Source organism: Rhodococcus sp. MH15 (assembly GCF_019266045.1).
GTDB classification, from domain to species: domain Bacteria; phylum Actinomycetota; class Actinomycetes; order Mycobacteriales; family Mycobacteriaceae; genus Rhodococcus_F; species Rhodococcus_F qingshengii.
Genome location: NZ_LPNP01000061.1, coordinates 967,578 through 991,950, shown reverse-complemented (window position 1 = coordinate 991,950; position 24,373 = coordinate 967,578). Strand labels below are relative to the sequence as shown.

The following is a 24,373-nucleotide window of genomic DNA, read 5'->3' as shown; positions in this document are numbered from 1 at the left end:
ATCGAGAATCCCTGATCTCGTCTTGAACTAGGAGTGTTTCGCGGTGTCTGCAACACCCGTCGTATTGCCACCACTGGTGGAGCCGGCAGCCGAGTTGAGCCGGGAGGAAGTTGCCCGATACAGCCGGCACCTGATCATCCCGAACGTAGGCATGACCGGCCAGAAGCGGCTCAAGAATGCACGAGTCCTGTTCATCGGCGCCGGTGGATTGGGTTCACCGGCACTGCTCTATCTCGCGGCCGCAGGAGTGGGCACCATCGGGATCGTCGAGTTCGACGAGGTCGACATGTCGAACCTGCAGCGTCAGGTGATTCACGGACGCTCCGACGTCGGACGCCCGAAGGCGCTCAGTGCGAAGGAGTCGATTCTCGAAATCAACGAGCACGTCGACGTCCGGTTGCACGAGTTCCGCCTGGACAACTCCAACGCGGTCGAACTGTTCTCCGAGTACGACCTGATCCTGGACGGTACGGACAACTTCGCGACGCGGTACCTCGTCAACGATGCTGCCGTCATCGCGGGAAAGCCATACGTGTGGGGCTCGATCTACCGCTTCGAAGGGCAGGTCTCGGTCTTCTGGGAAGACGCCCCGGACGGCGCGGGACTGAACTATCGCGATCTTTACCCGGAGGCACCGCCGCCAGGCATGGTCCCCTCGTGCGCCGAGGGTGGTGTGCTCGGAGTCCTGCCTGCGACCGTCGGTTCGATCATGGCGACCGAGGCGGTCAAGCTCATCACGGGGATCGGCGAACCGCTTCTCGGACGCCTGATGATCTACGACGCACTTGCGATGACGTTCCGGACGATCCGCCTTCAGCGTGATCCGACCCGCGTGCCGGTCACCGCCTTGATCGACTACGACGCGTTCTGCGGTGTCGTGTCCGAAGAGGCGAGTGCCGCTGCTGTCGGTTCGACGATCACGGCGCCCGAACTGGAGGCCATGATCGGCGAGGGACGGTCGATCGAGCTGGTCGACGTACGAGAACCGGTTGAATGGGACATCATGCATCTGCCGGGGGCCGTGCTGATCCCGAAGGACCGCATCCTGTCCGGTGAAGCTCTGGCGACGTTGCCGCAGAACAAGCAGATAGTGCTGTACTGCAAAACCGGCATTCGTTCCGCCGAGGCACTGGCATTTCTCAAGAACGCCGGTTTCTCCGACGCGGTCCACGTTCAAGGCGGCGCGATCGCCTGGGCGAACCAGGTGGATGCGAGTCTGCCGGTCTACTAGGCGCGCCTCGCGGGAGGCGGCGCCGCGCACCGGTAGCGTTGGGGTGTGAGCACAGGCCAACCTCCCCAGCACGTGTGCTCCACCTTCGGCCTCCGTGAAGTCGATCCCATCCCACTCGGTGCGGATTGGGACGGCGGGTGGCTGTGTGGAGACGTCGTCCTTTCAGCAGTCGCGGATCATGCCCGCGCAGCGTGGTCGGCGAAGGTGCGAGAGAACCTCGAAGTCGACGGCGTTCGGCTGGCTCGACCGGTGCGTTCGACCGACGGTCGTTACGTCGTCTCGGGCTGGCGTGCCGACACCTTCATCGTCGGATCGCCGGAACCACGTCACGACGAAGTGGTCTCGATGTCCTGCCGACTGCATGCGGCGACGGCCTCGCTCGAGCGTCCGCGCTTCCTTGCGCAACCGCCCGTGCCGCCGTGGGCCGAGGTCGACGTATTCGTCGCCGCTGATCGCGCGGCATGGGAAACGGTTCCGCTGAGGATCGCGAAGGGCGTCGAGCAACTCGAGACGCCCACTCCTGACGGTCGCAAGAGTCTGGAACTGATCGCCGGGCTCGCTACTTTGCGTAAGCCGGTGCAGAGCCCGGACCAGCTCGTGCACGGCGATCTGTTCGGGACAGTGCTGTTCTCGGGCAGTATGGCGCCCGGAATCACCGACATCACGCCGTATTGGCGGCCGGCTGCGTGGGCCGCCGCCGTCGCTGTGGTCGACGCGATCTCGTGGGGCGGTGCCGACGAGGCACTGGTCGGCCGGTGGGAAGATCTCCCCGAGTGGCCGCAGATGCTTCTACGTGCGGTGATGTTCCGCTTGGCAGTTCATGTTCTGCATCCTCGCTCGACGGCGGACGCGTTCCCGGGGTTGGCCCGTACCTCCGACATCGTGCGCTTGCTGCTCTAGATCGGGGCGCCGGTACCGAAGTCCGAGACCAGGCCCTCGAACAACTCGCGTGCGGCGTTCGAGGCGGCCACGGTGTTCCCGTCGACGACAGCGTTGACGAGGTTCGCGTGCTGCGAGTGGAATCCCTCGCCGGTCGCGTCGATGTGTTGTTGGATCGTGGTCTCGATGACCGGGAGCAGGGAGTCGTAGAACTCCAGGTAGACCTCGTTGTGGCTGGCCGCGACGATTGCTCGGTGCAGGGCGACGTCCGCGGTGGTGGCGGCGTCGACGTCCTGACCCTCCCATGACGCGGTGCGAAGCTCGAGTAGCCGCGTCAGTTCGGCGATGTCGTCTTCGGTTCGCCGTGCGGCGGCGAGGGTGGCTGCAGTGATGTCGAGTGCGCGCCGAAGTTCGAGTACATCCCGCTGGTGGGCACCGGCAAAGTAGTTGCCGAGAGTGCCACCGAGGTCGGAGACAGCAACGACGTAGGTGCCCGATCCCTGACGACGTTCCAGCATTCCGGCGTGTACGAGCGCCTGGACTGCCTCGCGCACGGTATTGCGACCGGTCCCGGTCAGCTCCGACAGTTCCGGTTCGGTGGGGATTTTGGAACCGATCGGCCAGGTTCCGCTCCGGATCTCGTTGCGGAGTTGTTCGGTGACCTGCGAGATGAGACTTGCGCGTCGAACGGGTTGCACGTGGTTGTTTCCTCGGGTCCGGGTAAATGGTGTGAATGTGACGTTAGATTACCGCGCTTGTGCGAGTTCGTCCGGTCATCCTATGATTTCCCGGTGACTGCTCAACTGGAGAGAACCGAAACCCGCTCGTTGGTACAAGGCCGTGTGCTCGTCTTCGCAGCGATTGCGATGTCTGCGCTCGTACTTCGACTTGCGGTGACCTCGTTCTCGCCCTTGGCGGCCGAGATTCGCGACGAGATCGGCTTCTCCGCCTCGATCGTCGGTGTCTTCGGCATGGTTCCGACCGCCATGTTCGCCATCTTCGGTCTCGTCACTCCCGCCATCGCGAAACGTATCGGGCTCGAGCGGACGGCCCTCGTCGCGATGCTCATGGCCGGCGTCGGAATGCTGTTGCGCGCCATGATGTCTCAGACATGGTCGTTGCTGGCCCTCTCGGCTCTGGCACTGGCAGGCATGGGAATCGGCAATGTCGTGATCCCGCCGTTGGTCAAGCGGTACTTCTCGGATCGCCTCGCCACCATGAGTTCGGTCTACATCGTGGCCGTGCAGATCGGCACCATCGTTCCGGCGTTCGTCGCAGTCCCCGTTGCCGACGCCTTGGGGTGGCGGTTCTCGATCGGCTGGTGGTCCGCCTTCGGCTTCGCCGCAGCAGTGCCGTGGTTGATCACCCTCGCTCGCTCGCGCAAGGCTCGCGCGAACGAAGCCGGGTCCGTCGAGAATTCATCGGATTCGGTTGCGGCAGTGGCAGAACAGCCACGCGGTCAGGTCTGGCGTTCTCCCGTGGCCTGGGGGATGGCCGGCATGTTCGGCATGACCTCACTGATCACGTATTCGATGTTCACGTGGATTCCCTCGATCCTTCGTGACGCCGGAGCCAGTGACGCCTTCGGCGGAACGATGGTCGGAATGTTCTCGGTGATCGGGCTCGTCGCAGCTTTCGGTGCACCGACGCTGTGCGCCCGCATGGCCAATCCCTTCCCTGTCGTGATCGCGTGTGCCGTCTGCTACCTGGTCGGCATGGGCGGGCTGTACTTTGCCCCGATGGCGGCGCCGGTCGTGTGGGTTGTCGTCCTGGGCCTCGGTCCGAGCACGTTTCCGATGTCGCTCACACTGATCAACCTGCGTACTCGTTCACACATCGGTTCCTCGGCACTGTCCGGCTTCACCCAGGGCATCGGCTACTCCGTTGCCTGCCTCGGTCCGCTCCTGTTCGGCGTTTTTCACGACGTGTCCGGTGGATACGCTGCGCCGTTCGGCCTGCTCGTCGTCGCGGTGATCGTGGTGCTCCTGGGCGCCTACCAGGCATGCAAGCCTCGGATGCTCGAGGATTCCTGGCACGCACCTGCGAAAAACTAGCTCACACCCGGTCTTGTTACCGGGTGAGGATCAATTGACTTCGCGGTCATCGCACGCAGCACCGGCGCAATAACCGTTTTCTACCTTTGGGTCTCCAACATATTCAGGAGGCCCTGGTGAGTCATTACATCGAGCATTGGGATGCAGAGGACGTCGACGCCTGGGAATCCGGCGGCAAGGACATCGCGAAGCGGAACCTGATCTGGTCAGTGGTAGCCGAACACGTCGGCTTCTCGATCTGGTCGATCTGGTCCGTGATGGTGTTGTTCATGCCGACGGATATCTACGGCATCGACGCGGCCGGAAAGTTCTTCCTCGTCGCAGTGCCCACACTTGTCGGGTCGGTCCTCCGTATTCCCTACACGGTTGCCACCGCACGGTTCGGCGGTCGTAACTGGACCGTCATGAGTGCGCTGTTCCTCTTCGTGCCAACACTTCTCACGCTCTACCTGATGATGAACCCGGGTGCGTCGTACACCACGTTCATGTTGGTAGCGGCCACTGCAGGTATCGGCGGCGGCAACTTCGCGTCGTCGATGACCAACATCAATGCCTTCTACCCGCAACGCCTCAAGGGGTGGGCGCTCGGTCTCAATGCCGGCGGCGGCAACATCGGTGTGCCGATGATCCAGCTGATCGGTCTGCTGGTGATCGCCACCGTCGGTAACCGCGCTCCGTGGATCGTCTGCGCCGTCTATCTCGTGTTCATTGCGGCCGCCGCCGTCGGTGCCGCGCTGTTCATGGACAACCTGGGCAACCAGAAGTCGGACCTGCGCTCCATGGCCAAGGCACTCAAGTTCTCCGAGTCGTGGGTGATCAGCTTCCTGTACATCGGTACGTTCGGTTCCTTCATCGGATTCAGCTTCGCCTTCGGTCAGGTTCTGCAGATCAACTTCCTCGCCGGCGGTACCACTCCGGCCGCGGCGGCGCTGCATGCAGCACAGATCGCCTTCATCGGCCCTCTCCTCGGTTCGATCGCCCGGCCGCTCGGTGGCAAACTGGCCGACCGCATCGGCGGCGGCAAGATCACCATGTGGACGTTTGTCGCCATGGCATTCGCGGCATCGATACTCGTGACGGCCGGAACGATGGACGACAACACCGCCGGCGTCGCCAGCGCCGGGATCATGGTGACTTTCGTTCTCGGCTTCATCGCCCTGTTCCTGCTCTCGGGCATCGGAAACGGATCCGTCTACAAGATGATCCCGGCGATCTTCGAGGCGAAGGCTCAGAGCTTCGATCACATGGATCGAAGCGAGAAGGCAACGTGGTCGCGCAGTATCTCCGGTGCTCTCATCGGATTTGCCGGTGCGGTAGGCGGTTTGGGCGGCGTCGGCATCAACCTGGTGCTGCGCGCGTCGTACAGCAGCCCCGCGAAGTCGGCGACCATGGCCTTCTGGGTGTTCCTGGCCTTCTACATCGCCTGCATCGCAGTCACCTGGTTCGTCTTCCTGCGCAAGCCGTCGACGCTGACCACAGACGTCGACGAGGCGAAGGTCGCAGTCACGGCGTGAGCGGTCCGCAGAATCTCAGAACTATCTCGTACCTCAGGAAGTAGGCGTCATGAGCAAGTCGGTTGTTGTCATCGGACACGGAATGGTCGGACACCGATTCGTCGAGGCACTGCGTTCGCGCGACGAAGCGAACAACTGGTCGGTGACCGTACTCTGCGACGAGCAGTACGCAGCGTACGACCGAGTCGGGCTGTCCTCGTACGTCGGAGCGTGGGACCCCAAGGAATTGGCACTGGCCGGCAACGATTACGTCGGTGACGGCCTGGTCGATCTCCGAGTGGGGGAAGGCGCGCTCTCGATCGACAAAGATGCACGCACGGTCACGACGACAACCGGCGAGACGATCTCCTACGACGCTCTGGTGATGGCGACCGGTTCGTATCCGTTCGTGCCTCCCGTGCCGGGGCACGACGGCGACGGATGTTTTGTCTACCGCACCCTCGACGACCTCGACGGTATCCGGGCCGCCGCCGAGAAGGCTGGTCCTGGCGCTGTCGGCGTCGTGGTGGGCGGAGGTTTGCTTGGACTCGAGGCCGCAAATGCTCTCTCGCTCATGGGGATGACGGCACACGTCGTCGAACACAATGCGCGATTGATGCCGATGCAGGTCGACGAGGGTGGTGGCGCACTGCTCGCTCGCCTCGTCACCGAACTCGGGCTCACTGTCCACACCGGTGTCGGGACGGCGGGAATTTCGCAGGCCGACAATGGAATCGTGGTCGAACTCTCCGACGGCTCCACCATCGACGCGTCGCTGCTCGTCTTCTCCGCCGGAGTACGTCCGCGTGATCAGCTGGCCCGCGACGCCGGCATCGCAGTGGGGGAGCGCGGTGGCATTCTGACCGACCTCGGCTGCGTGACGTCGGACGAGAACATCTATGCCGTCGGCGAATGTGCTGCGGTGGAAGGCCGTTGCTACGGTCTGGTCGCTCCCGGTTACACGACGGCCGAGATCGTGGCCGATCGTCTGCTCGGCGGCGCCGCGGATTTCCCGGGCGCGGACATGTCCACCAAGCTCAAGCTCATGGGCGTCGACGTCGCCAGTTTCGGTGACGCGATGGCGACCTCACCGGGCGCCCTCGAAGTCGTCCTCAGCGACGCGTCCAAGGGGACGTACGCAAAGCTCGTGGTCTCCGACGACGCGAAGATCCTGCTCGGCGGCATTCTTGTCGGTGACGCATCGGCCTACGCGTCGCTGCGCCCGCTGGTCGGTCGCGAACTACCCGGTGACCCGGCGACATTGATCTCGCCTGCGGGGGAGAAGCCGGGTGCAGGCTCGCTGCCCGACGACGCCGAGGTGTGCTCGTGCAACGCCGTGACGAAGGGAGCCATCTGCGGTGCAATCGCAGCCGGCGCATGCGACATCGCTTCGGTGAAGGCGTGCACCAGCGCCGGAACCACTTGTGGCGGTTGCCTTCCCACCGTGAAGCAGCTGCTGGCCGATTCCGGCGTCGTGATGTCGAAGGCACTGTGCGAACATTTCGCGCAGTCGCGGGCCGAGTTGTTCCAGATCGTCCAGTCGACGCAGACCAGAACCTTCTCGGCGCTGATCGCCAAGTACGGCAAGGGCGCCGGTTGCGACATCTGCAAGCCTGTAGTCGCTTCGATTCTGGCATCGACGGACTCCGATCACATCCTGCACCGCCAGCAGGCGTCGTTGCAGGACACCAACGATCACTTCCTCGCGAACATCCAGAAGAACGGTACGTACTCCGTGGTACCTCGGATGCCTGGCGGCGAGGTCACGGGTGAGCAACTCATCGTCATCGGAGAAGTGGCGCGAGACTTCGGCTTGTACACGAAGGTGACCGGCGGTCAGCGCATCGACTTGTTCGGTGCCCGCGTCGAACAGTTGCCCGCGATCTGGAAGCGCCTCGTCGACGCCGGGATGGAATCGGGTCAGGCGTACGGCAAGTCCCTCCGGACGGTCAAGAGTTGCGTCGGTTCGAGTTGGTGCCGCTACGGTGTCCAGGATTCGGTGGGTATGGCCGTCGACCTCGAGAATCGCTACCGCGGTCTGCGTTCGCCGCACAAGATCAAGTTCGGCGTCTCGGGTTGCGCCCGTGAATGTGCCGAAGCGCGAGGCAAGGACGTCGGCGTCATCGCGACGGAGAACGGTTGGAATCTGTATGTGGGCGGTAACGGCGGACAGTCGCCCAAACACGCTCAGTTGCTTGCCGGAGGCCTCGACGACGCGACCTTGGTCAAGTACATCGACCGCTACCTCATGTTCTACATCCGTACTGCCGATCGCCTCCAGCGCACGGCGCCGTGGGTCGAATCACTCGAAGGCGGACTCGATCACCTCAAGGCCGTGATTTGTGAAGACAGCCTGGGTATCGGCGAGGAACTCGAGGCACTGATGGCCAAGCACGTCGAGGGTTACCAGGACGAATGGGCCGGTGTGCTGGGTGATCCGGAGAAATTGTCGAGGTTCGTCTCGTTCGTCAACGCACCGGAAGAAGCCGACCCGACGGTTGTGTTCGACGAGACCGGAGTGCGCAAGGTTCCGGTCCTGATGGGCATGCCGAGCATCCCCACGCGCCGGTAATAGTCGCGTAACCCGTGGGAAACACGGGATCCGTAGAAACGTAGACAAGAACCCGCGCGACGTTGTCGCCGGATCGACAGGAGGACTTCGATGAGTGTCATCGATGCGCAGATCGCCAAGCTGGATTCGGATCGACTCGAATGGACGTCGGCCTGCCCGCTGAGCCATCTGATCCCTGGACGCGGAGTTGCCGTGCTTCTTCGCGGCGGCGAGCAGGTGGCGCTGTTCCTACTCGAGGACGGCACACTCCGGGCTGTCAGCAACTTCGATCCGTACGGCCGCGCCGCGGTGATGTCTCGCGGACTCGTCGGCGACCGGGACGGTGAGCCGATCGTGGTCTCGCCACTGCTCAAGCAGGCGTTCTCGCTGGTCGACGGCCGGGCGCTGGACGACTCGTCGGTTGCGCTGCCGGTGTACGGCGTTCGCGTGTGGGCTGGAGTCGTTCAGGTACACAGCTTGCAGATGCAGGGTGTTCGCTCGACTGTCGCCGATGCAGTCTCGTGAGTGACGACATGCCGTTGGCTGGATTCACGGTAGGTATCACTGCTTCGCGCCGCGCCGAGGAGTTCGCGACCTTGCTGACTCGTCGGGGAGCGGATGTCGTTCACGCTCCGGCGATTCGAATCATTCCGTTGGCCGACGACCGTGAGCTCGAAAGGGTGACACAGCAGATCATCTCGGATCCTCCCGAGGTGGTTGTCGCCACCACCGGGATCGGATTCCGGGGTTGGCTGGAAGCAGCCGACGGGTGGGGTGAGGCGGAAAATCTCGGATCCGCGTTGGGCTCGGCTCGTCTGCTCGCGCGAGGACCGAAGGCCAAGGGAGCAATCCGCGCGGCCGACCTTCGTGAGGAATGGTCACCGGCATCCGAGTCTTCCGCCGAGGTGCTCGAACATCTTCTGGCAGAAGGTGTCTCGGGAAAGCGGATCGCTGTACAACTGCATGGTGCGACCACCGAGTGGGAGCCGATTCCCGACTTCTGTCAGGTGTTGCGCGAGGCCGGCGCCGAGGTCATCGCGGTGCCCGTCTATCGATGGGAACCGCCGGAGGATCCGACGCTGCTCGACCGGATGATCGACGCCATAGCGTCAGCCGGAATCGACGCCGTCAGTTTCACCAGTGCACCGGCCGTAGCCTCGATGTTGATGCGCGCCGACAAGACCGGGGATCTCGGAGACATTCTCGACGCGATGCGGGGTCCGGTGGCGGCCATGTGCGTCGGCCCGGTCACCTCGGCGCCGCTCGAAGCGTTGAATGTACCGACCACAGCCCCGGCGCGGGCACGTCTGGGCGCGCTCGCGAGACACATCGTCGACGAACTCCCGCAGCGAGCCAACAAGATTCAAGCCGGCGAACACGAAATCAGTATTCGCGGCGGTTGCGTAGTCGTGGACGGTGAAGTGAAGCAATTGCCGCCGGCTGCGATGTCGTTGATCCGCACTCTCGGTGCCAGCCCCGGTCGAGTCGTCTCCCGCGACGAACTGCTGGCTTCTCTTCCCGGCGGCGGCGGCGACACCCATGCCGTCGAGACCGCCGTCGCCCGATTGCGCGCGTGCCTCGGCGCGCCCAAAGCCGTTCAGACGGTGGTCAAGCGGGGCTATCGACTGGCCCTCGACCCCGGCGACTACGTACAGAATCCAGGTGACTATGCAACGCGATGACGATGTACTCGTACTGGTAGCTCACGGCACGCGTAGTGCACGTGGCGTGGAAATGGTTGCCGCCCTGGCCGAAGCCGTCGGCACGCGCGTCGGACGCACGCGCGTTGCCTTTGTCGATGTGCTCGGTCCGTCACCTTCGGAAGTCCTCCGGGACACTCCGGGGCGAGCGATTCTCGTACCGGCGTTCCTGGCGTCCGGCTACCACGTTCACACCGATGTTCGACGCGAAGTGACGCTCAGTGAGCACTCGGCTGTGAGTGTGACGCCCGCACTCGGACCCGATCCGGCGCTTGCGCGCGTGCTGCTCCGACGCTTGACCGAGGCGGGGTGGAATCCGGGTGACGCGATAGTGCTTGCTGCCGCCGGGTCCTCCGATGCGCGGGCGCTGCGAGACGTCGAGCGTGCTGCGCTGATGCTTGCCGAAGCGGCGGGGACTCGTGTCGACATCGGGTACATCGCGACCGGGGAGCCGAAGGTAGCCGATGTTGTTGCAGCAGCACGCGTTCGCGGCGCGAAGCGAGTTTTTGTCGCCTCGTACCTCCTCGCGCACGGGCTGTTCCACGAAAGGTTGCACGCTGCAGGAGCCGATGGTGTGACCGAACCGCTCGGCGTCGATCCGGGAGTGGTGGACCTTGTCGTGAATCGGTATGAGAGTGCGCGAAGGGAACTAGTATCGCTGCATGACGTCTCACTCCGTAACGCCGACGTATGCCGACCTGGTCGCAGCAGTTCGTGAATCCGACGTCAAGGCACAGGCTCTCATCGGTGCACTGACCGAAGAGCAGGCGCGGGAGCCCTCCGGGCTCCCCGGGTGGAGTCGGGGACACGTCGTGACGCACATGTCGCGCAACGCCGACGCGCTGGGCAGATTTGTTGCCGGCGTGCAGGGCGGCGAATCGGGGGAGATGTATCCAGGGGGGCCGGATGCGCGCAATGCTGCAATCGAAGAGGGCGCAGATCGCCCGGCTGAATTGTTGGCCCTCGACTACCGCTTCTCGGGAACGAGGCTGGTCGACGCGTTGTGCGAGATCCCGACTGATCGACTGGACACACCGGTGCCGTGGCGCAAACCTGTGACGGCATTCGATCTACCGATCCTGCGCTGGAACGAGATCGAGATTCACCTGATGGACCTCGACATCGGTTACACCTGCCACGACTGGCCTGCCGAGTTCGTGGAATTCACTCTCGCCAGTCAGTTGGGCGCACTCGAGACGGCGGTCCCGGGTGTACGAGTGCCGTCGCTGTCCGACGCGGAGACCTTGGCCTGGTTGGTCGGGAGGCCGACGAGGGTGGGGCTGCCGACTCTCCCTGCCTGGCCGTTCTGAGATGCAGCCGTTCTGAGATGCAGCCGTTCTGAGATGCAGCCGTTCTGAGAGTTAGAACAGGGTGGGGGCGCTCACGTCGTTGCGTGCTTGGGCCAATCGCGCACTCCACCTTTTCACCAACCACATCTCGACGATCTCGGGTTGGGTGCCGGCGGCATAGGCCCAGCTGTCGAGAAGTTCGCAGTACCGGCGGTAGCGACGCGTCGTGAAGCCGGTGACGGAAGGATCCTCGAGCCAGCCCTCGTGGATGAGCGTCGAGACTCCGTACTGGTCGATCATCTGAGCGCGTCGGCCTTCGTCCTGTACGCCCACTGCCCACATGAAAGCGGCCATCAGCGATACCCCGACACCGGGGGTGAGTGGCCACCCGGACCAGGTGTCGCGCCGGACGACGGGCATCGACTTGTTTTTCGAGCAGTGATCGAGAATGGCTGTGATCTGGGTCAGCGGATCCTCGTCCTCGCGGTGATGGGGATTGAAGACGTTGGGGAACCGCCGTGTGAACCGTCGGCTCTCGTGCGAGCCCTGCCAGGCCGCGCAGAGAAACAGTAGTCCGAGGCCGTCGTGCTGGGCGACAACGAGATCGCTCGACGGGCGAAGGTCGTTGCGTTGAACGATGGCTCGGCCTTCGGTGATCACTTTGCCGTCGAGATCACGCCCGCGCAGGCTGATGGTGTGGCCGGCGTCCTTCAGGTGGGCGTTCCACCAATCCAGGTCGACGGTGGCTTCGTCGTCGAGGACGTGCAGTGGAAAGGTGCGGGAGCGGCACCACTCGACCAATGCGTCCGGCGGTTCGAATCCTTCGTCGACACGATTCATGGCGCGATGATCCCACGAGTCGCCGACAGTAATTCGTGCGACGCGCAGTCCACCGGGATGGAACCGGACACTCGCGGTACGCTCCGCTCATGAAATTCGCGTCCTCGCAGGTGCGGTCGGCGCTGTGGACGGTAGCCATCGCTTTGGCGGCCACGAGTCTGAGCGGATGTATCGGTGCCGTCGATCGGATGGATTTCGACAATCAGATGCGCGAACGTGGCGGTGGGATGACGTCGGAGTTGGTGCGAGGCGGGTTCGACAGCCTCGCACATAGATACGGCGTCGACGCGGTATCGGTGACCAGCATCGACATCAGCCCGATCGAGACGCTCGGAGTCACCGTTCGAGACCCCGGGAAGCCGACCCAGCTCGACAGATTCTCTTTCGACGGAGTCATTCTCGGCGAGCCGAGCCCCGTGCAAGTCAGTGTCACCGACGATCTCGATGCACGATCGTTCACGCTGGATCAAGTGCCGGCATTGACGAACCTCGAGAAGTTGGTCGACGACGCGCTGGAGAACAGCGGTGTCGACGACGGCGAAGTCACCGGGATCTCGGTCAGTCGCACCGAGGCGATTCGCGCATCCGTGATGGTGGAATCTCCACGCTCGCGGGCGCTGGTGGTCTTCGAGCCTGACGGAACTCCCTTCCTGGTGCACCCGCTGTGAGCCGCCGTATCGCTCCGTTGGTGATCTCCGTAGTGGTGATCGTGGTCGTGGGAATCTTTGCTGCACTACTGTCTTCGGTGATCTGGCCAGGACAGGTCGCTCATTTGGCGCCGATTTTCTGTGAAGCTCCCACATCGAGCGCGATGGTCGTCTCGGATACCTTTTCCGACGGCGACGGTACGTCCACCAATTTCACGCTGTACTGCGTCGGACCGCGCGGTCAGACCGTTGATGCCGGCTGGTTGCTGCCGTTCTTGGTGCTGTGGGGCGTGTATTCGCTGGTGCTTGCGACAGTGGTCGGCGTGGTCGGGGTCAACCGGCGTAGGCGCCCAAACGACTGACCCGATCAGCGTGGGAGGACAACCACTTCGGCGACGGCACCGTCTTCCGCGTGTGGCGGAACGAGTGCAAACGAGGAGCGCCCGATCAACCCCGCCAGGTGTGCGGTACGTACAGACGGTTCGGCGCGCCAGCGACCGTCGGCGGATTGTGTGACCGGCAGTAGGCGTACCGCATCGGAAGTCACCGCAGCGGCGTTCTCGATGATGCCGAGCAGTGGCGGTGGTGTGTCGCTTCCCGTCAAGGCGGCCACGACGGTGGGCAGCATCGTCAACAGGGTGGTCACTGCGGCGTACGGGTTGCCGGGGAGGCCGAGAACCACCCGACCACTGGGCAGGACAGCCGTTATCTGAGATCCGCCCGGGCGCGAGGCGACTCGCCCGACAATCGTGCGAGCGCCGAGTCGATCGAGCGCACTGCGCATTTCGTCGGCAGCGCCGCCGCCCGTCGCACCAATGACAACAAGCAGGTCCTGTTCAGTCGCATCCGCCAGTACACGCTCGAAACTGTCGGCCGTGTCCCTCAGGTGCGAATTCGCCACGCACCGTACGCCGTTGCTTTCCAATAGGTAGGGGAGAATCCCACCGACGGAGTCGCGGGTCTGACCTTCACGCAGTGGACCGGTCCGCCGGATCTCGTCGCCGGTGACTATCACGCGTGCCCGTACCGGACCACGGACGAGGGCGTCGAATACCTCTCCGCTGGCAGCTGCGGAGATCACCGCCGGAGTCACCGCGGTACCAGTCGGGGCGATCGTGAATCCGGTGGTCCAATCTTCCCCTCGTGATCGAGCGTCGTTGCGGTGCGGCGCATCCGGCAGTCTCCGTACCATCCGAGATGGCTCGTCGACGGACAGATACTCGTCACGAATCACCGAGGTGGCGCCGAGGGGCAGGTGTGCTCCCGTGGCAATGCGAATCGCTTCGCCTTCACCGAGTTCGAGTTGCCCGTCGGCGCCCGCGATACGGATCTCGGTGCGGATTCGCCAGGGACCCTCGCCGGAGACGGCGTACCCGTCCATCGCCGAGACATCGGATCGAGGAAGATCACCCAGGGCGACGAGAGGCTGCGCGAGCGTTGCTCCGAGACTGTCGGCGAGGGCGGCCCGGTGTGGTGACAATGCTGTCAGTGAGTTCCTGACGGCGGCGCGGGCTTGCTCGATCGTCAGGCGCGGATGGTTTCGCGCGCGGTCGATGTCCGCCGGTGTGTCGCAGTCAGTGGTGCCAGTGACACGCAGCGTCGAGAACGGTTCGGTGACAATCGCTTTCATAGGTTGATTCTCCAACCCCGAACTCTCCCGCAATGTGGACAGGCGTTGCCGGAGCTCGCGAAATGTCCACGCGGAGAGCAGGAATTGGGTTCGGTTGTTCTCGTCCACGGCACACGTCACCGGACTGTCCGTCGACGTGGCAGCTATCAAAGCGTCAACTGATACGGCCTCGATGTGCGGCAGATCGGACGCCAGGACCACCACCACGGCGTCGTCGGGTAACCGGGTCGCAGACAATCCGGCCCAGATCGCCTCGACAGGGCCGGCTCCGGCCGGAGTTTCCTGAGTTTGAGTGATGCCAGGATCAAGTTCAGGGCGATGTGGACCGACCACGACGACGGCGTCCAGATGCGCCGTCGCTGAAAGCGCGACGTCGAGGAGCCTGCGGCCGTGAACGAGCAGGCCGGGTTTGTCGACACCACCCATTCGGGTCCCGCGACCACCCGCCAGAATGAGGGCGGCGGTCGGCGGCGTGACGGTCATACCTCCATGCTGCCCCATCGCCCGCGTCACGACGACCGGTGACACGTGAATCAGAAGTGATACCGAGCTTTCTTCAGGTCGATCCGACCGTCCTTGATCGGCACGCCTTCGAGTTCGAGCTTGGCGATCTGACGATGAGCCAGGTGCGCCGACGGTTTGCCGGAGGCGCCGAGAACCCGATGCCACGGCAGGTCGGCAGAGTCCGTTCGCATGATCCAACCGACCGTGCGAGCACTGGAAAGTCCTGCAGCATCAGCGATATCGCCGTACGTCGCCACGAAACCGGCCGGAATCGACGCGATGAGGCGCCGTACCTCTTCGATCTGCTCTTCGGTGGTGGCTGCCATGTCGGTTCCTTCAGAGCATGCTGCGAACGAGCGCGGCGACTTCGTCGGCCCGCACGTGCGGGACCATGTGGTCACAGTCGAATTCGACACCGGTCAGATTTTCACCGAGGTGCTCGGTGAGCGCTGCCCGGAACTCGTCGGTGACGTACGGCGGTTGGACCTTCATCGCCTGAACCAGCACGGTGGGCATCGACGACGGAGGCAGCACGATCGGGCGAGCGAGTTCGCCCCACCCGGTCACGATCGCGGGCGTGGACAGGCGCCAGTTGACGCGTCCGTTGTCCAGTTCGATCAGGTGTTCCGCCATCTCGACGTCGAGGTCCTGTGTGGGAACCTCACCCCACGAGCCGTGAATCTTCTCGGAGTAGGCCTCTGCCGCATCGGTGTAATCCGGTGAGCCGATTGTGAGTTCGGCCACTTCCTGCATGAAAGTCGGATCCAACCCGATCGCCGGGTCGAGCAGGACGAGCCCACGAATGCGTTCCGGTGCGGTGGCCGCGAGGTGCAGCGCCAGCATTCCGCCGAAAGAATGCGCGACGATCACCACCGGTCCGGTGGCATGTTCGTCGAGCGTCTCCAGCAGGCTCGCCACGTGGGATTCGATGTTCCACGGAGGAGCCCAGGTGGAACGCCCGTGACCGCGTAGATCCGGCGAGATCCAGCGCGCTTCGGGCAGTTGGTTCTCGGCCATCGACTGCCAACGTCGGCCGTGACCGGTCAGACCGTGCAGCGAAAGGATCTCCGGTGCCCCGACGGGTCCGTAGAGATACGTATGGAGTGCAGACACGAGGTCAATCATGCCGGATGCAGGCGATGTGTGAGTTGTCGGTGCGCTCTGGTGGAATGCCTGGGTGAGTGAGACGGCAACACGCAGCAAGGTCACCATTCCGCGGGCGCGGTTGGTGCACCGAACTGCGCCGTCTCCGATACCCCGAACGTGGGACGAAGGGACGGCCCGGCTGTTCGCGCCGCCGTCCGAGGATCCGTTCCAACTCGCGTTCGGCCCTGTTTCATTCGGCTCGGGGGCCGCCTGGAGTCCCTGGCAGGTACTCGGCAGCCCCGGAACCGGCAAGACGTCCCTTCTCGTGGATCTGGCAGTGCAGAAGATCTCCGGTGGCGAAGATCCTGAATCGGTCCTGGTGCTCACCCAGTCGCGCCGGGCAGCGACGCAGGTCCGCGAGCAGATCACGGCCGGGTTGCTCGGGTACGAACAAGAACGCGGACCGCAGGCAACTCGTGAGCCGTTGGTCCGCACCGTTCACTCGTACGCCTTTGCCGTACTCCGGCTTCAAGCCGCAGCGCACGGCAACGCGCCGCCACGCCTGATCACCGGCGCCGAGCAGGACTCGGTGCTCCGAGAGATGTTGCGCGGCGACATAGAAGACGGTGCGCTCCGGTGGCCGGAGCGCCTGCGACCCGCATTGGGTTTGAACGGCTTTGCCGTCGAACTTCGAGATCTGATGTTGCGAGCGAACGAGCGCGGACTCGGCCCCGAAGATCTGGTCAAGCTCGGCAAGAAGCGTGGACGTCCGGAGTGGGTGGCGGCCGGGCGGTTCGCCGAGGCCTACGAGCAAGGCGTGCTGCTGCGCGGCAGTGTCGGTGTCGAGGCTCCGGAGGCGACGGCGCCGGCGCTCGACGCGGCCGAGTTGATCGGTGCGGCATTGACCGCGTTCGCCACCGATCCCGAATTGCTTCGCTCCGAGCGCGCTCGGATCCGGCACCTACTCGTCGACGACGCACAACATCTGGATCCGCAGGCGGCGCAACTGGTTCGGCTGATCGGAACCGCAACTGCGGGCACGGTCATCGCCGGTGATCCCGATCAGTCGGTCTTCGGGTTCCGCGGTGCGGATTCGGCGTTCCTACTCGGACTCGCCGAGCGCGGAGACGAGCGCCAGATCGTCCTGCCCACCACGTTTCGCAACAACGCCGACGTCGCGTCGATCGCGGCGAAGATCGCTGCGCGGCTGCCCGGCAACCTCGCTCATCGCATCGCGGTTCCATCCGATCTCACCGATGAGGACCCGGGGCGGGCGTCGGTGCGGGTTCTCGGTACGACGGCCAAAGAAGCGGCAGTCGTCGCAGATACCTTGCGCCGGGCGCATCTGCTGGACGGGATTGCTTGGTCCGACATGGCCGTCATCGTTCGGTCGGTCCCGCGCACTCTCGCCCCTCTCCGGCGAGCCCTGCTCGCGGCCGGGGTACCCGTCACGACCGCTGCCACCGAATTGCCGCTGGCCAGGCAACACGGAGTGTCCGGCCTGCTGCTGGTCCTTCGGGCGCTCGGCGGCGATCAGTTCACCGGCGACGACGCGCTTGCCCTGATGGCCGGTCCCATCGGCGGCGCCGAGCCGGTCACCCTGCGCCGGTTGCGTCGTGGCCTGCGCCGGGTCGAGTTGGCATCGGGAAGTGATCGGGACTCCTCGGAGTTGTTGCGGCTCATTCTGATCGACGAGGATCGTGCGCAGTCCAAGCGCCTCATGGGCAAGTTGACAGACGTCGAAGCTGCGGCACTCAATCGCGTGCTGTCGGTCCTTCGCAAGGCCCGAGTGCCTCTCGAGCGAGGTCTCGGGGTCGAAGAAGTTCTGTGGGCAGCATGGCAGGCGACGGGGCTGGAACGACGCTGGGCGGCTGCGTCGGCGCGCGGCGGACCTATCGGCTCACAGGCCGATCGAGACCTCGACGCAGTCGTCGCACTTTTCGACGCGGCCGCCAACTACGTCGACCGGTTGCCGCGTTCGCAACTCGCCGGTTTCGTCGACTACTTGACCAGCCAGGAGATACCGACCGACTCGCGGAGCCGGTCGGTCATCACTCCCGACGCCGTCACCGTGGTCAGCGCTCACGCCGCGGCGGGTCGCGAATGGGCGGTCGTGGCGGTGGCGGGTGTGCAGGAGGGGCTCTGGCCGAGTTTGCGGGCACGCGGAACGCTACTGCGTACCGAAGCGCTGATCGACCTGGTCAACGGAGTCTCCGACGGCAGTGACTCGGCTGCCGAACGACTCTCGCGAACCGCACCGCTTCTGGCCGAAGAACGCAGGTTGTTCCTGGTTGCCTGTAGCCGTGCTCGTCGCCGTCTGCTGATCACCGCAGTCGAATCGGCTTCGGGGGACACCGACTTGGTGCCTTCGCGGTTCGTGGACGAATTGATCCGTGGTGACGCGTACTCGGACGATCCGTCCTCCGATCTCGACGTCGTTGCACCCGAGACCGGGGATACCCGGGTTCTGTCGCTGCCTGCACTGGTCGCACAGCTTCGCAGCGTCGTGTGTGATCCCGACATCGCGCATTTCGACCCCGAGAAGCATTCCCGGGCCGCTCGCCAGTTGGCACGTCTGGCTGCTGCCGGGGTACGCGGCGCGCACCCGGATCAGTGGTACGGCACAGCCGAGCCGAGTACCGCTGCTCCCATGTGGCAGCCCGAGGACGGACCGGTTTCACTATCGCCGTCCACCATCGAGCTTCTCGAAACATGCCCTCTCCGATGGGTGTTCGAGCGTCATGGCGGCAGCGACGGAGACAACACTCATGCGATCGCCGGTACGCTGGTCCATACCTTGGTGCAGGCATTGGCCGGCCGGATTCCACCGGATCAGGTCGAGAAGGCACTCGAAAATGCCTGGGAATCCATCGATCTGGGATCGCAGTGGTACTCGCGCCGCGAACTCAATCGAACTCGGGAGATGCTGGCGACGTTCACCGCCTGGATGAACGCAACTCGCGGCGAACTGACCGAAGTCGGCGTCGAGGTCGCGGTCGAGGGGGTCCTCGAACCACGTGAGGAGGGAGCGCCTGCGGTCAAGCTTCGTGGCCGGATCGACCGGCTCGAGCGCGACACCGAAGGCCGTCCGGTGGTTGTCGACGTCAAGACTGCGCGAAACCCTGTCAGCAACGAGGCCGCGCAATCTCACGCGCAGTTGGCGGCGTACCAGGTCGCAGCGGCCGAAGGTGCGATTGCCGGCGAACCGGCCACACAACCCGGCGGTGCACGCCTGGTATTCGTGGCCAAGTCCAACAAGAAAGACGGTGCGGCGCAGCGAGTTCAGCCGCCGCTGACGGCCGAAGCCGTCGAGATGTGGCGAGACGTCATCCACAACGCAGCGGCAGCGACCCAAGGGCCGCAGTATCTGGCCAGGGTCAACGACGGATGTAGACATTGCCCGGTGCGCTCGAGTTGCCCGGCACACGACGAGGGACGACAGGTGAGTAACTAAGTGGCTGCCGCGACGCAGAAGGCACGCCGACCGAAGATCGATCCTGTCGACCTGGCGGTCGCGCTCGGTCAACACCCGCCGACGCCGGAACAGGCGGCAGTCATCGCCGCACCGCTCGGTCCGACATTGGTCGTCGCCGGTGCCGGTGCCGGTAAGACCGAGACGATGGCTGCTCGCGTCGTGTGGCTGGTGGCCAACGGCTTCGTCGATCCCGAGGCCGTTCTCGGATTGACCTTCACGCGCAAAGCGGCACAACAGCTCACGTCGCGAATCCGCAAGCGCTTGGCGCGACTGGCGGGTTCCGACGTTCTGCGGGCACTCGACCCGACCGGCGGAGTGCGTTCCCGGATTCTGGCCGGGGAACCCGAAGTCAGTACCTACCATGCTTACGCGGGACGGTTGCTGTCCGAGCACGGACTGCTGTTGCCGATCGAACCCTCGGCGACGCTGTTGTCCGAGACCGAACTGTGGCAGGTTGCGCACCGCGTCGTGAGCGGCTGGGACAGTGATCTGGACACCGACAAGAATCCGGGGTCCATCACCGAAACCGTTCTGGCCCTTGCCGGTCAGTTGGCGGAGCACCTGGTCGACCCCGAGCAGTTGCTCGAGGCTCACACCGAGTTGGACAAGCTGATTCACACTCTGCCCGCCGGTCCGAAACAGCGGGGTGGGCCGAGCAAAGAGCTGTTGAATTACCTTGATGTGCAACACAAACGCATCGAGCTACTGCCCCTCGTTGCCCGGCTGGGTGAGACGCTGCGGCGTGAAGGCGCATTGGATTTCGGCAGCCAGATGTCGCTGTCGGCCCGTGTCGCCTCCGAACATCCCGAGGTCGGGCAAACCGAGCGTGAGCGCTTTCGGGTAGTTCTTCTCGACGAGTACCAGGACACCGGTCACGCTCAGCGAGTGTTGTTGTCCTCGTTGTTCGGTGGGGGAGCCGACGGCCGGTTGGCGCTGACAGCCGTCGGCGATCCGATGCAGTCGATCTACGGTTGGCGAGGCGCGTCGGCGGCCAACCTGCCACGGTTTGCAACCGACTTCCCGCTTGCCAACGGAAAGCCGGCTCCGACACTCGAACTGCTCACCAGTTGGCGTAACCCGCCGGAGGCTCTCGAATTGGCAAACCTGTCGTCCGCACCGTTGCGCCGACGCGGTGTGGCCGTCAGCACACTTCGTGCGCGGCCGGGAGCCGTCGCCGGAGACGTTCGACTGGCGCTGCTGGGAGACGTCGAACAGGAACGTCAGTGGGTTGCGGAGAAGATCGCCGAAGAGTACGAGGCGGCACGTGCCGAAGACCGCCCGACGCCCACGGCAGCGGTGTTGATCCGCCGCAACGCCGATGCTGCCCCGCTGGCCGAGGCTTTGCGGTCCAAGGGTCTGCCAGTCGAAGTGGTCGGACTCGGTGGGCTCCTGCACACACCCGAGGTGGCGGACGTGATCGCCATGCTCCGAGTGGTCGCCGATCCGCTGGCGGGTAGCGCCGCCGTTCGGCTGCTCACCGGAGCGAGATGGCAGATCGGCGCGAAGGACCTCGCCGCACTCTCGCAACGCTCTCGCGAACTTGCCATCTCCGCCGGATACGGAACAGCGGGTGCGGTCACCGACGCCGAGGCGCTCACCTCGGCAGTTCAGGACGCGCTGCCGGGGGAGAACGCCGAGCAAGCAGGATTGGTCGATTCGATCTCCGATCCAGGCCCGGCAGAACGCTATTCAGCTCTCGGGTACACACGCATCAACGCGATAGCGGCAGAATTGGCGTCGTTGCGCGAACGTATCGGCCAGCCGCTCACCGAACTGGTGGCGGAGGTCGAGCGGGTGCTCGGTATCGGAATCGAGGCAGGCGCGCGAACTCGAGTCGGTGTCGTCGGGACCGCGGGCCGCGAGCATCTCGACGCATTTGCCGACGTCGTCGCCAATTACGCGACGCGTCCAACAGCCAATCTGCCCGGGATGCTCGCATTCTTCGCGGCCGCCGAACAGATCGAAAAGGGCCTCACTCCGGGCGAAGTGGAGGTGGCGCCGGATCGCGTGCAGATCTTGACCGTGCACTCGGCGAAGGGGCTCGAATGGGAAGTAGTGGCGATCCCGCATGTCAGCGACGGGGTGTTCCCCTCGTCCACCGCGTCCGGATCGTGGCTCGGGGCGCTCGCCGAACTGCCACCGTCGTTGCGTGGTGACCGGGCGGTCGACGCGGATTCGGCCGACGGAGTTCCGGTGCTCGACCTCGAGGAGCTCTACAACCGCAAGGACCTCGAGAACGCGATCACGGCGCACAAGAAGGCCTTGTCCAACCGTCGACTGGACGAGGACCGGCGACTGTTCTACGTCGCGCTGACCAGAACCGAACGGGCGCTGTTCATCTCGGCGCATCACTGGGCGGAGTCCGGTTCGGAACCGAAGGGGCCTTCGGAGTTCCTGGACGAGCTGCATCAGATGGTCACGGCCGAAAACGATGCCGATGAGGAAGACTCACGCGGTGCGATCGGCGTCGTGGAGGAGTGGGCGCCTGCACCGGAACCCGACACCGAGAACCCGTTGGCCGCCACGCCCCGTACGGCGCAGTGGCCGCCGGATCCGCTGGGTGCGCGTCGCGGCGCGGTCGAGGCCGGAGCCGCGAGCGTCCTGTCCGCACTTGCATCGCTGCCGCAAGACAGCAAAGAGACGGAAGAACCGGAGGACGATCCGGAGAACTGGGCCTCGGACGTCGACGTTCTCCTGGCCGAGCGCGAAGCCCGGGCAAACGCGCGTGCCGAAGTGATTCTCCCGGCGCAGCTTTCGGTGACTCAGCTCGTCGACCTCAAGGCAGATCCGGATGAACTCGCGGCACGGCTGCGTAGACCACTGCCGTACCCACCGAACCCGCTCGCTCGGCGCGGCACGGCTTTTCACGCCTGGATCGAGCGAAGGTTCGGTGCGACCCGACTGTTGGATCTCGACGAACTACCCGGCGCCGCGGATACCGGCGCGGGTCCCGAGACCGATCTGGTGAAACTTCAGGATGCGTTCCTGCGGTCCCCGTGGGCCAATCGCAGCCCGATCGAAGTGGAAGTTCCTTTCGAAACATCCATTGCCGGAACGGTTCTGCGGGGTCGCATCGACGCTGTGTTCGCCGATCCCGACGGCGGATGGACGGTGATCGACTGGAAGACCGGTGCCGAACCGTCGGCCGCCAACGAGGACGCTGTTGTGATGCAGTTGGCCGCGTATCGGGTGGCCTGGGCCGAATTGATGTCAGCCAGAGCCCGTTCGGCGGGGCGCAACGAACAGTTTCCGGCCGACAAGGTCCGGGCGGCGTTTCACTACGTTCGATCGGGTCGCACCATCGCACCCGAGAACCTGCCGGACGGTGAGGCTCTCGCTCGCCTCATCCGAACGGCAGGCGCGCAAGATTAGCTTGCGTTTCGACGAGCCTTGAGTGCTTCGGTCACCAGCGGAACCTGCAGGGGAAGACGTGCGATCGAACCGATCTTCTGCGGTGTGGACGTCTTCGGGCTTCGGCACCAGTCGATCGCCATCTGGATGTTGGCGGGGAACACGGCGACAAAGAGCGCGGCGGCAAGGCCCGCGCCGAGCTTGCGGGTCTTCGGCACGGCCAAGGCAGCGCCGATCGCCAGTTCCGCGACGCCGGACACCTGGGTGTAGGTGCGGGCCTGTCCGGGAAGCTGGCGGGGAACGGTGCTGTCGAAGAAGGAAGGCGCCACGAAATGCATGGTGCCGGCGCCGAGAAGGAGGGCCGACAAACGAAGAGCGGCCGCTTGGCTGGGAGTGGACGTCGAACCGGTGAAAGGCATTTGCCCAGCCTGCCTCACGGTGGACCTTCTTGCCACTACCGGCGCCACGACCCGCGCGCTATTCGGCGCCCGAGTTCCGAAGTCGATCTTCGAGGGTTACGCTGCCTGCCGATGTCCGTGTAGGTATTTCGTAAGTTCGAGTGAGAGAGTCGATGTATGGCCGGTAAGCTCCGGGCGCGTTTGACCAGGTCGGAAGCATTGACCGATCAGCCTGACTTCGCCCTTGTCGGGGTGCTGCGCATTCCCCAGCTACAGACAAGTCCGGCGCGGGCCATCTACAAGCGAGTTCTCATCGCGTTGGGTGCTCTCGGCGCCGCCGTGTTGATCGTGTACATCGATCGCGCGGGATACCGGGACGCACAGGACAACGAGCTGTCGCTGCTCGACTGCATTTACTATGCGACGGTTTCGCTCTCGACCACCGGCTACGGCGATATCACTCCGTTCACGCCGTCGGCGCGCCTGGTCAACGTCCTGTTGATCACGCCACTTCGGATCTTCTTCTTGATCGTGTTGGTCGGAACCACACTTTCAGCTCTGACCGAGAGTTCGCGTCAGGCGTTCAAAATTCAGCGTTGGAGGCAGCACGTGCGTAATCACACCGTCGTCGTCGGATACGGGACCAAGGGGCGGACGGCAATCGAAGCAATGCTCGGTGACGGTGTACCGGCGTCGGAGATCGTGGTCGTGGACACCGATCAGACCGTCCTCGATTCGGCGGCGAGCAAAGGCCTGGTGACGGTATTCGGTTCGGCGACGAAATCGGACGTACTTCGGTTGGCAGGTGCGCAGAATGCGTCGTCGATCATCGTGGCAACCAACCGTGACGACACCGCAGTGCTCGTGACGCTGACAGCCCGCGAAATCGCGCCGAAAGCCAAGATCGCCGCAGCCATCCGTGAAGCCGACAACGCGCATCTTCTGCGTCAGTCCGGCGCAGACTCCGTCGTCGTGTCCTCGGAGACGGCGGGTCGACTCCTCGGCATCGCGACCACGACGCCGACCGTCGTGGAGATGATCGAAGACCTGCTGACTCCGGAGGCCGGATTCGCGATTGCCGAGCGTGCCGTCGAGCGCGACGAGGTCGGCGGCTCTCCGCGTCATCTCTCCGACATCGTGCTCGGGGTCGTTCGTGACGGCCGTCTGGTTCGCGTCGGTTCACCCGAGGTGGACGCCGTCGAAGAGAACGATCGACTGCTCTACATTCGCCGCGTCACGAACTGA

The 24,373-nt window shown here is 64.4% G+C and carries 20 protein-coding genes; 14 read left to right on the top strand and 6 right to left on the bottom strand.

Annotated elements, in window-relative coordinates:
* Positions 1-43 precede the first annotated feature (43 nt).
* Positions 44-1,231, top strand: a complete 1,188-nt coding sequence (gene moeZ / locus ATN37_RS12570; RefSeq protein WP_003942292.1) for an adenylyltransferase/sulfurtransferase MoeZ — start codon at positions 44-46, stop codon at positions 1,229-1,231.
* Between the two features lie 45 nt (positions 1,232-1,276).
* Entirely contained in the window at positions 1,277-2,131 is an 855-nt protein-coding gene (locus ATN37_RS12565) for a TIGR02569 family protein (RefSeq protein WP_007731227.1), read from the top strand.
* Here the strand turns inward: ATN37_RS12565 and ATN37_RS12560 are convergent.
* The gene (locus ATN37_RS12560) at positions 2,128-2,808 is read right to left on the bottom strand and encodes a FadR/GntR family transcriptional regulator (RefSeq protein WP_003942319.1); all 681 of its coding nucleotides are present in this window, start codon (positions 2,806-2,808) and stop codon (positions 2,128-2,130) included. The genes ATN37_RS12565 and ATN37_RS12560 overlap by 4 nt on opposite strands.
* Before the next feature lie 93 nt (positions 2,809-2,901).
* On the opposite strand from ATN37_RS12560, the gene ATN37_RS12555 reads away from it, so the two are divergent.
* The 7 genes from ATN37_RS12555 to ATN37_RS12525 all read left to right on the top strand — a co-directional run bounded on the left by ATN37_RS12555 (position 2,902) and on the right by ATN37_RS12525 (position 11,218).
* Positions 2,902-4,164 carry an MFS transporter gene (locus ATN37_RS12555; RefSeq protein WP_218695207.1) on the top strand — a complete coding sequence of 421 codons (1,263 nt, stop codon included), beginning with the start codon at positions 2,902-2,904 and terminating at the stop codon, positions 4,162-4,164.
* 113 nt (positions 4,165-4,277) lie between these two features.
* On the top strand, positions 4,278-5,678 hold the full coding sequence (locus ATN37_RS12550; protein WP_218695302.1) for a nitrate/nitrite transporter: 1,401 nt from the start codon (positions 4,278-4,280) through the stop codon (positions 5,676-5,678).
* 49 nt (positions 5,679-5,727) lie between these two features.
* Positions 5,728-8,229, top strand: coding sequence for a nitrite reductase large subunit NirB (gene nirB, locus ATN37_RS12545; protein WP_070386895.1), 2,502 nt, complete (start codon positions 5,728-5,730; stop codon positions 8,227-8,229).
* Positions 8,230-8,319: 90 nt separating this feature from the next.
* Positions 8,320-8,733 (top strand): nitrite reductase small subunit NirD, encoded by a 414-nt coding sequence (nirD, locus tag ATN37_RS12540; RefSeq protein WP_003942316.1) that lies wholly within the window; start codon positions 8,320-8,322, stop codon positions 8,731-8,733.
* The gene (locus ATN37_RS12535; RefSeq protein WP_003942336.1) at positions 8,730-9,890 is read left to right on the top strand and encodes a uroporphyrinogen-III synthase; all 1,161 of its coding nucleotides are present in this window, start codon (positions 8,730-8,732) and stop codon (positions 9,888-9,890) included. Before nirD ends, ATN37_RS12535 begins: the two co-directional genes overlap by 4 nt.
* On the top strand, positions 9,877-10,626 hold the full coding sequence (locus ATN37_RS12530; RefSeq protein WP_007731240.1) for a sirohydrochlorin chelatase: 750 nt from the start codon (positions 9,877-9,879) through the stop codon (positions 10,624-10,626). Before ATN37_RS12535 ends, ATN37_RS12530 begins: the two co-directional genes overlap by 14 nt.
* A complete protein-coding gene (locus ATN37_RS12525; RefSeq protein WP_007731241.1) occupies positions 10,571-11,218 on the top strand; it encodes a maleylpyruvate isomerase family mycothiol-dependent enzyme in 648 nt (215 codons plus the stop codon). Before ATN37_RS12530 ends, ATN37_RS12525 begins: the two co-directional genes overlap by 56 nt.
* A gap of 51 nt (positions 11,219-11,269) precedes the next feature.
* Here ATN37_RS12525 and ATN37_RS12520 read toward each other — a convergent pair whose 3' ends face one another.
* The gene (locus ATN37_RS12520) at positions 11,270-12,037 is read right to left on the bottom strand and encodes a hypothetical protein (RefSeq protein ID WP_003942311.1); all 768 of its coding nucleotides are present in this window, start codon (positions 12,035-12,037) and stop codon (positions 11,270-11,272) included.
* 89 nt (positions 12,038-12,126) lie between these two features.
* Here ATN37_RS12520 and ATN37_RS12515 point away from each other — a divergent pair, with 89 nt between their 5' ends.
* On the top strand, positions 12,127-12,705 hold the full coding sequence (locus ATN37_RS12515; protein ID WP_042922177.1) for a hypothetical protein: 579 nt from the start codon (positions 12,127-12,129) through the stop codon (positions 12,703-12,705).
* Complete coding sequence (locus tag ATN37_RS12510) at positions 12,702-13,046, top strand: hypothetical protein (RefSeq protein ID WP_054826395.1); 345 nt, start codon at positions 12,702-12,704, stop codon at positions 13,044-13,046. The genes ATN37_RS12515 and ATN37_RS12510 overlap by 4 nt, the downstream gene beginning before the upstream one ends.
* 5 nt (positions 13,047-13,051) lie before the next feature.
* Here ATN37_RS12510 and ATN37_RS12505 read toward each other — a convergent pair whose 3' ends face one another.
* The 3 genes from ATN37_RS12505 to ATN37_RS12495 are packed head-to-tail and all read right to left on the bottom strand — an operon-like array spanning position 13,052 to position 15,943.
* Positions 13,052-14,797, bottom strand: coding sequence for an NTP transferase domain-containing protein (locus ATN37_RS12505; RefSeq protein WP_218695206.1), 1,746 nt, complete (start codon positions 14,795-14,797; stop codon positions 13,052-13,054).
* Between the two features lie 50 nt (positions 14,798-14,847).
* Positions 14,848-15,144, bottom strand: a complete 297-nt coding sequence (locus ATN37_RS12500) for an MGMT family protein (protein ID WP_003942322.1) — start codon at positions 15,142-15,144, stop codon at positions 14,848-14,850.
* Positions 15,145-15,154: 10 nt separating this feature from the next.
* Positions 15,155-15,943, bottom strand: a complete 789-nt coding sequence (locus ATN37_RS12495; RefSeq protein ID WP_054187621.1) for an alpha/beta hydrolase — start codon at positions 15,941-15,943, stop codon at positions 15,155-15,157.
* Positions 15,944-15,995: 52 nt separating this feature from the next.
* On the opposite strand from ATN37_RS12495, the gene ATN37_RS12490 reads away from it, so the two are divergent.
* Both ATN37_RS12490 and ATN37_RS12485 read left to right on the top strand, forming a co-directional pair.
* Positions 15,996-19,358 (top strand): ATP-dependent DNA helicase, encoded by a 3,363-nt coding sequence (locus tag ATN37_RS12490; RefSeq protein WP_218695205.1) that lies wholly within the window; start codon positions 15,996-15,998, stop codon positions 19,356-19,358.
* Complete coding sequence (locus tag ATN37_RS12485; RefSeq protein ID WP_218695204.1) at positions 19,359-22,751, top strand: ATP-dependent DNA helicase; 3,393 nt, start codon at positions 19,359-19,361, stop codon at positions 22,749-22,751.
* Here ATN37_RS12485 and ATN37_RS12480 read toward each other — a convergent pair.
* Positions 22,748-23,149, bottom strand: coding sequence for a hypothetical protein (locus ATN37_RS12480; protein ID WP_003942341.1), 402 nt, complete (start codon positions 23,147-23,149; stop codon positions 22,748-22,750). The two genes, ATN37_RS12485 and ATN37_RS12480, sit on opposite strands and share 4 nt — an antisense overlap.
* A gap of 156 nt (positions 23,150-23,305) precedes the next feature.
* Between ATN37_RS12480 and ATN37_RS12475 the strand changes: the two genes are divergently transcribed.
* Entirely contained in the window at positions 23,306-24,373 is a 1,068-nt protein-coding gene (locus ATN37_RS12475; protein WP_003942296.1) for a TrkA family potassium uptake protein, read from the top strand.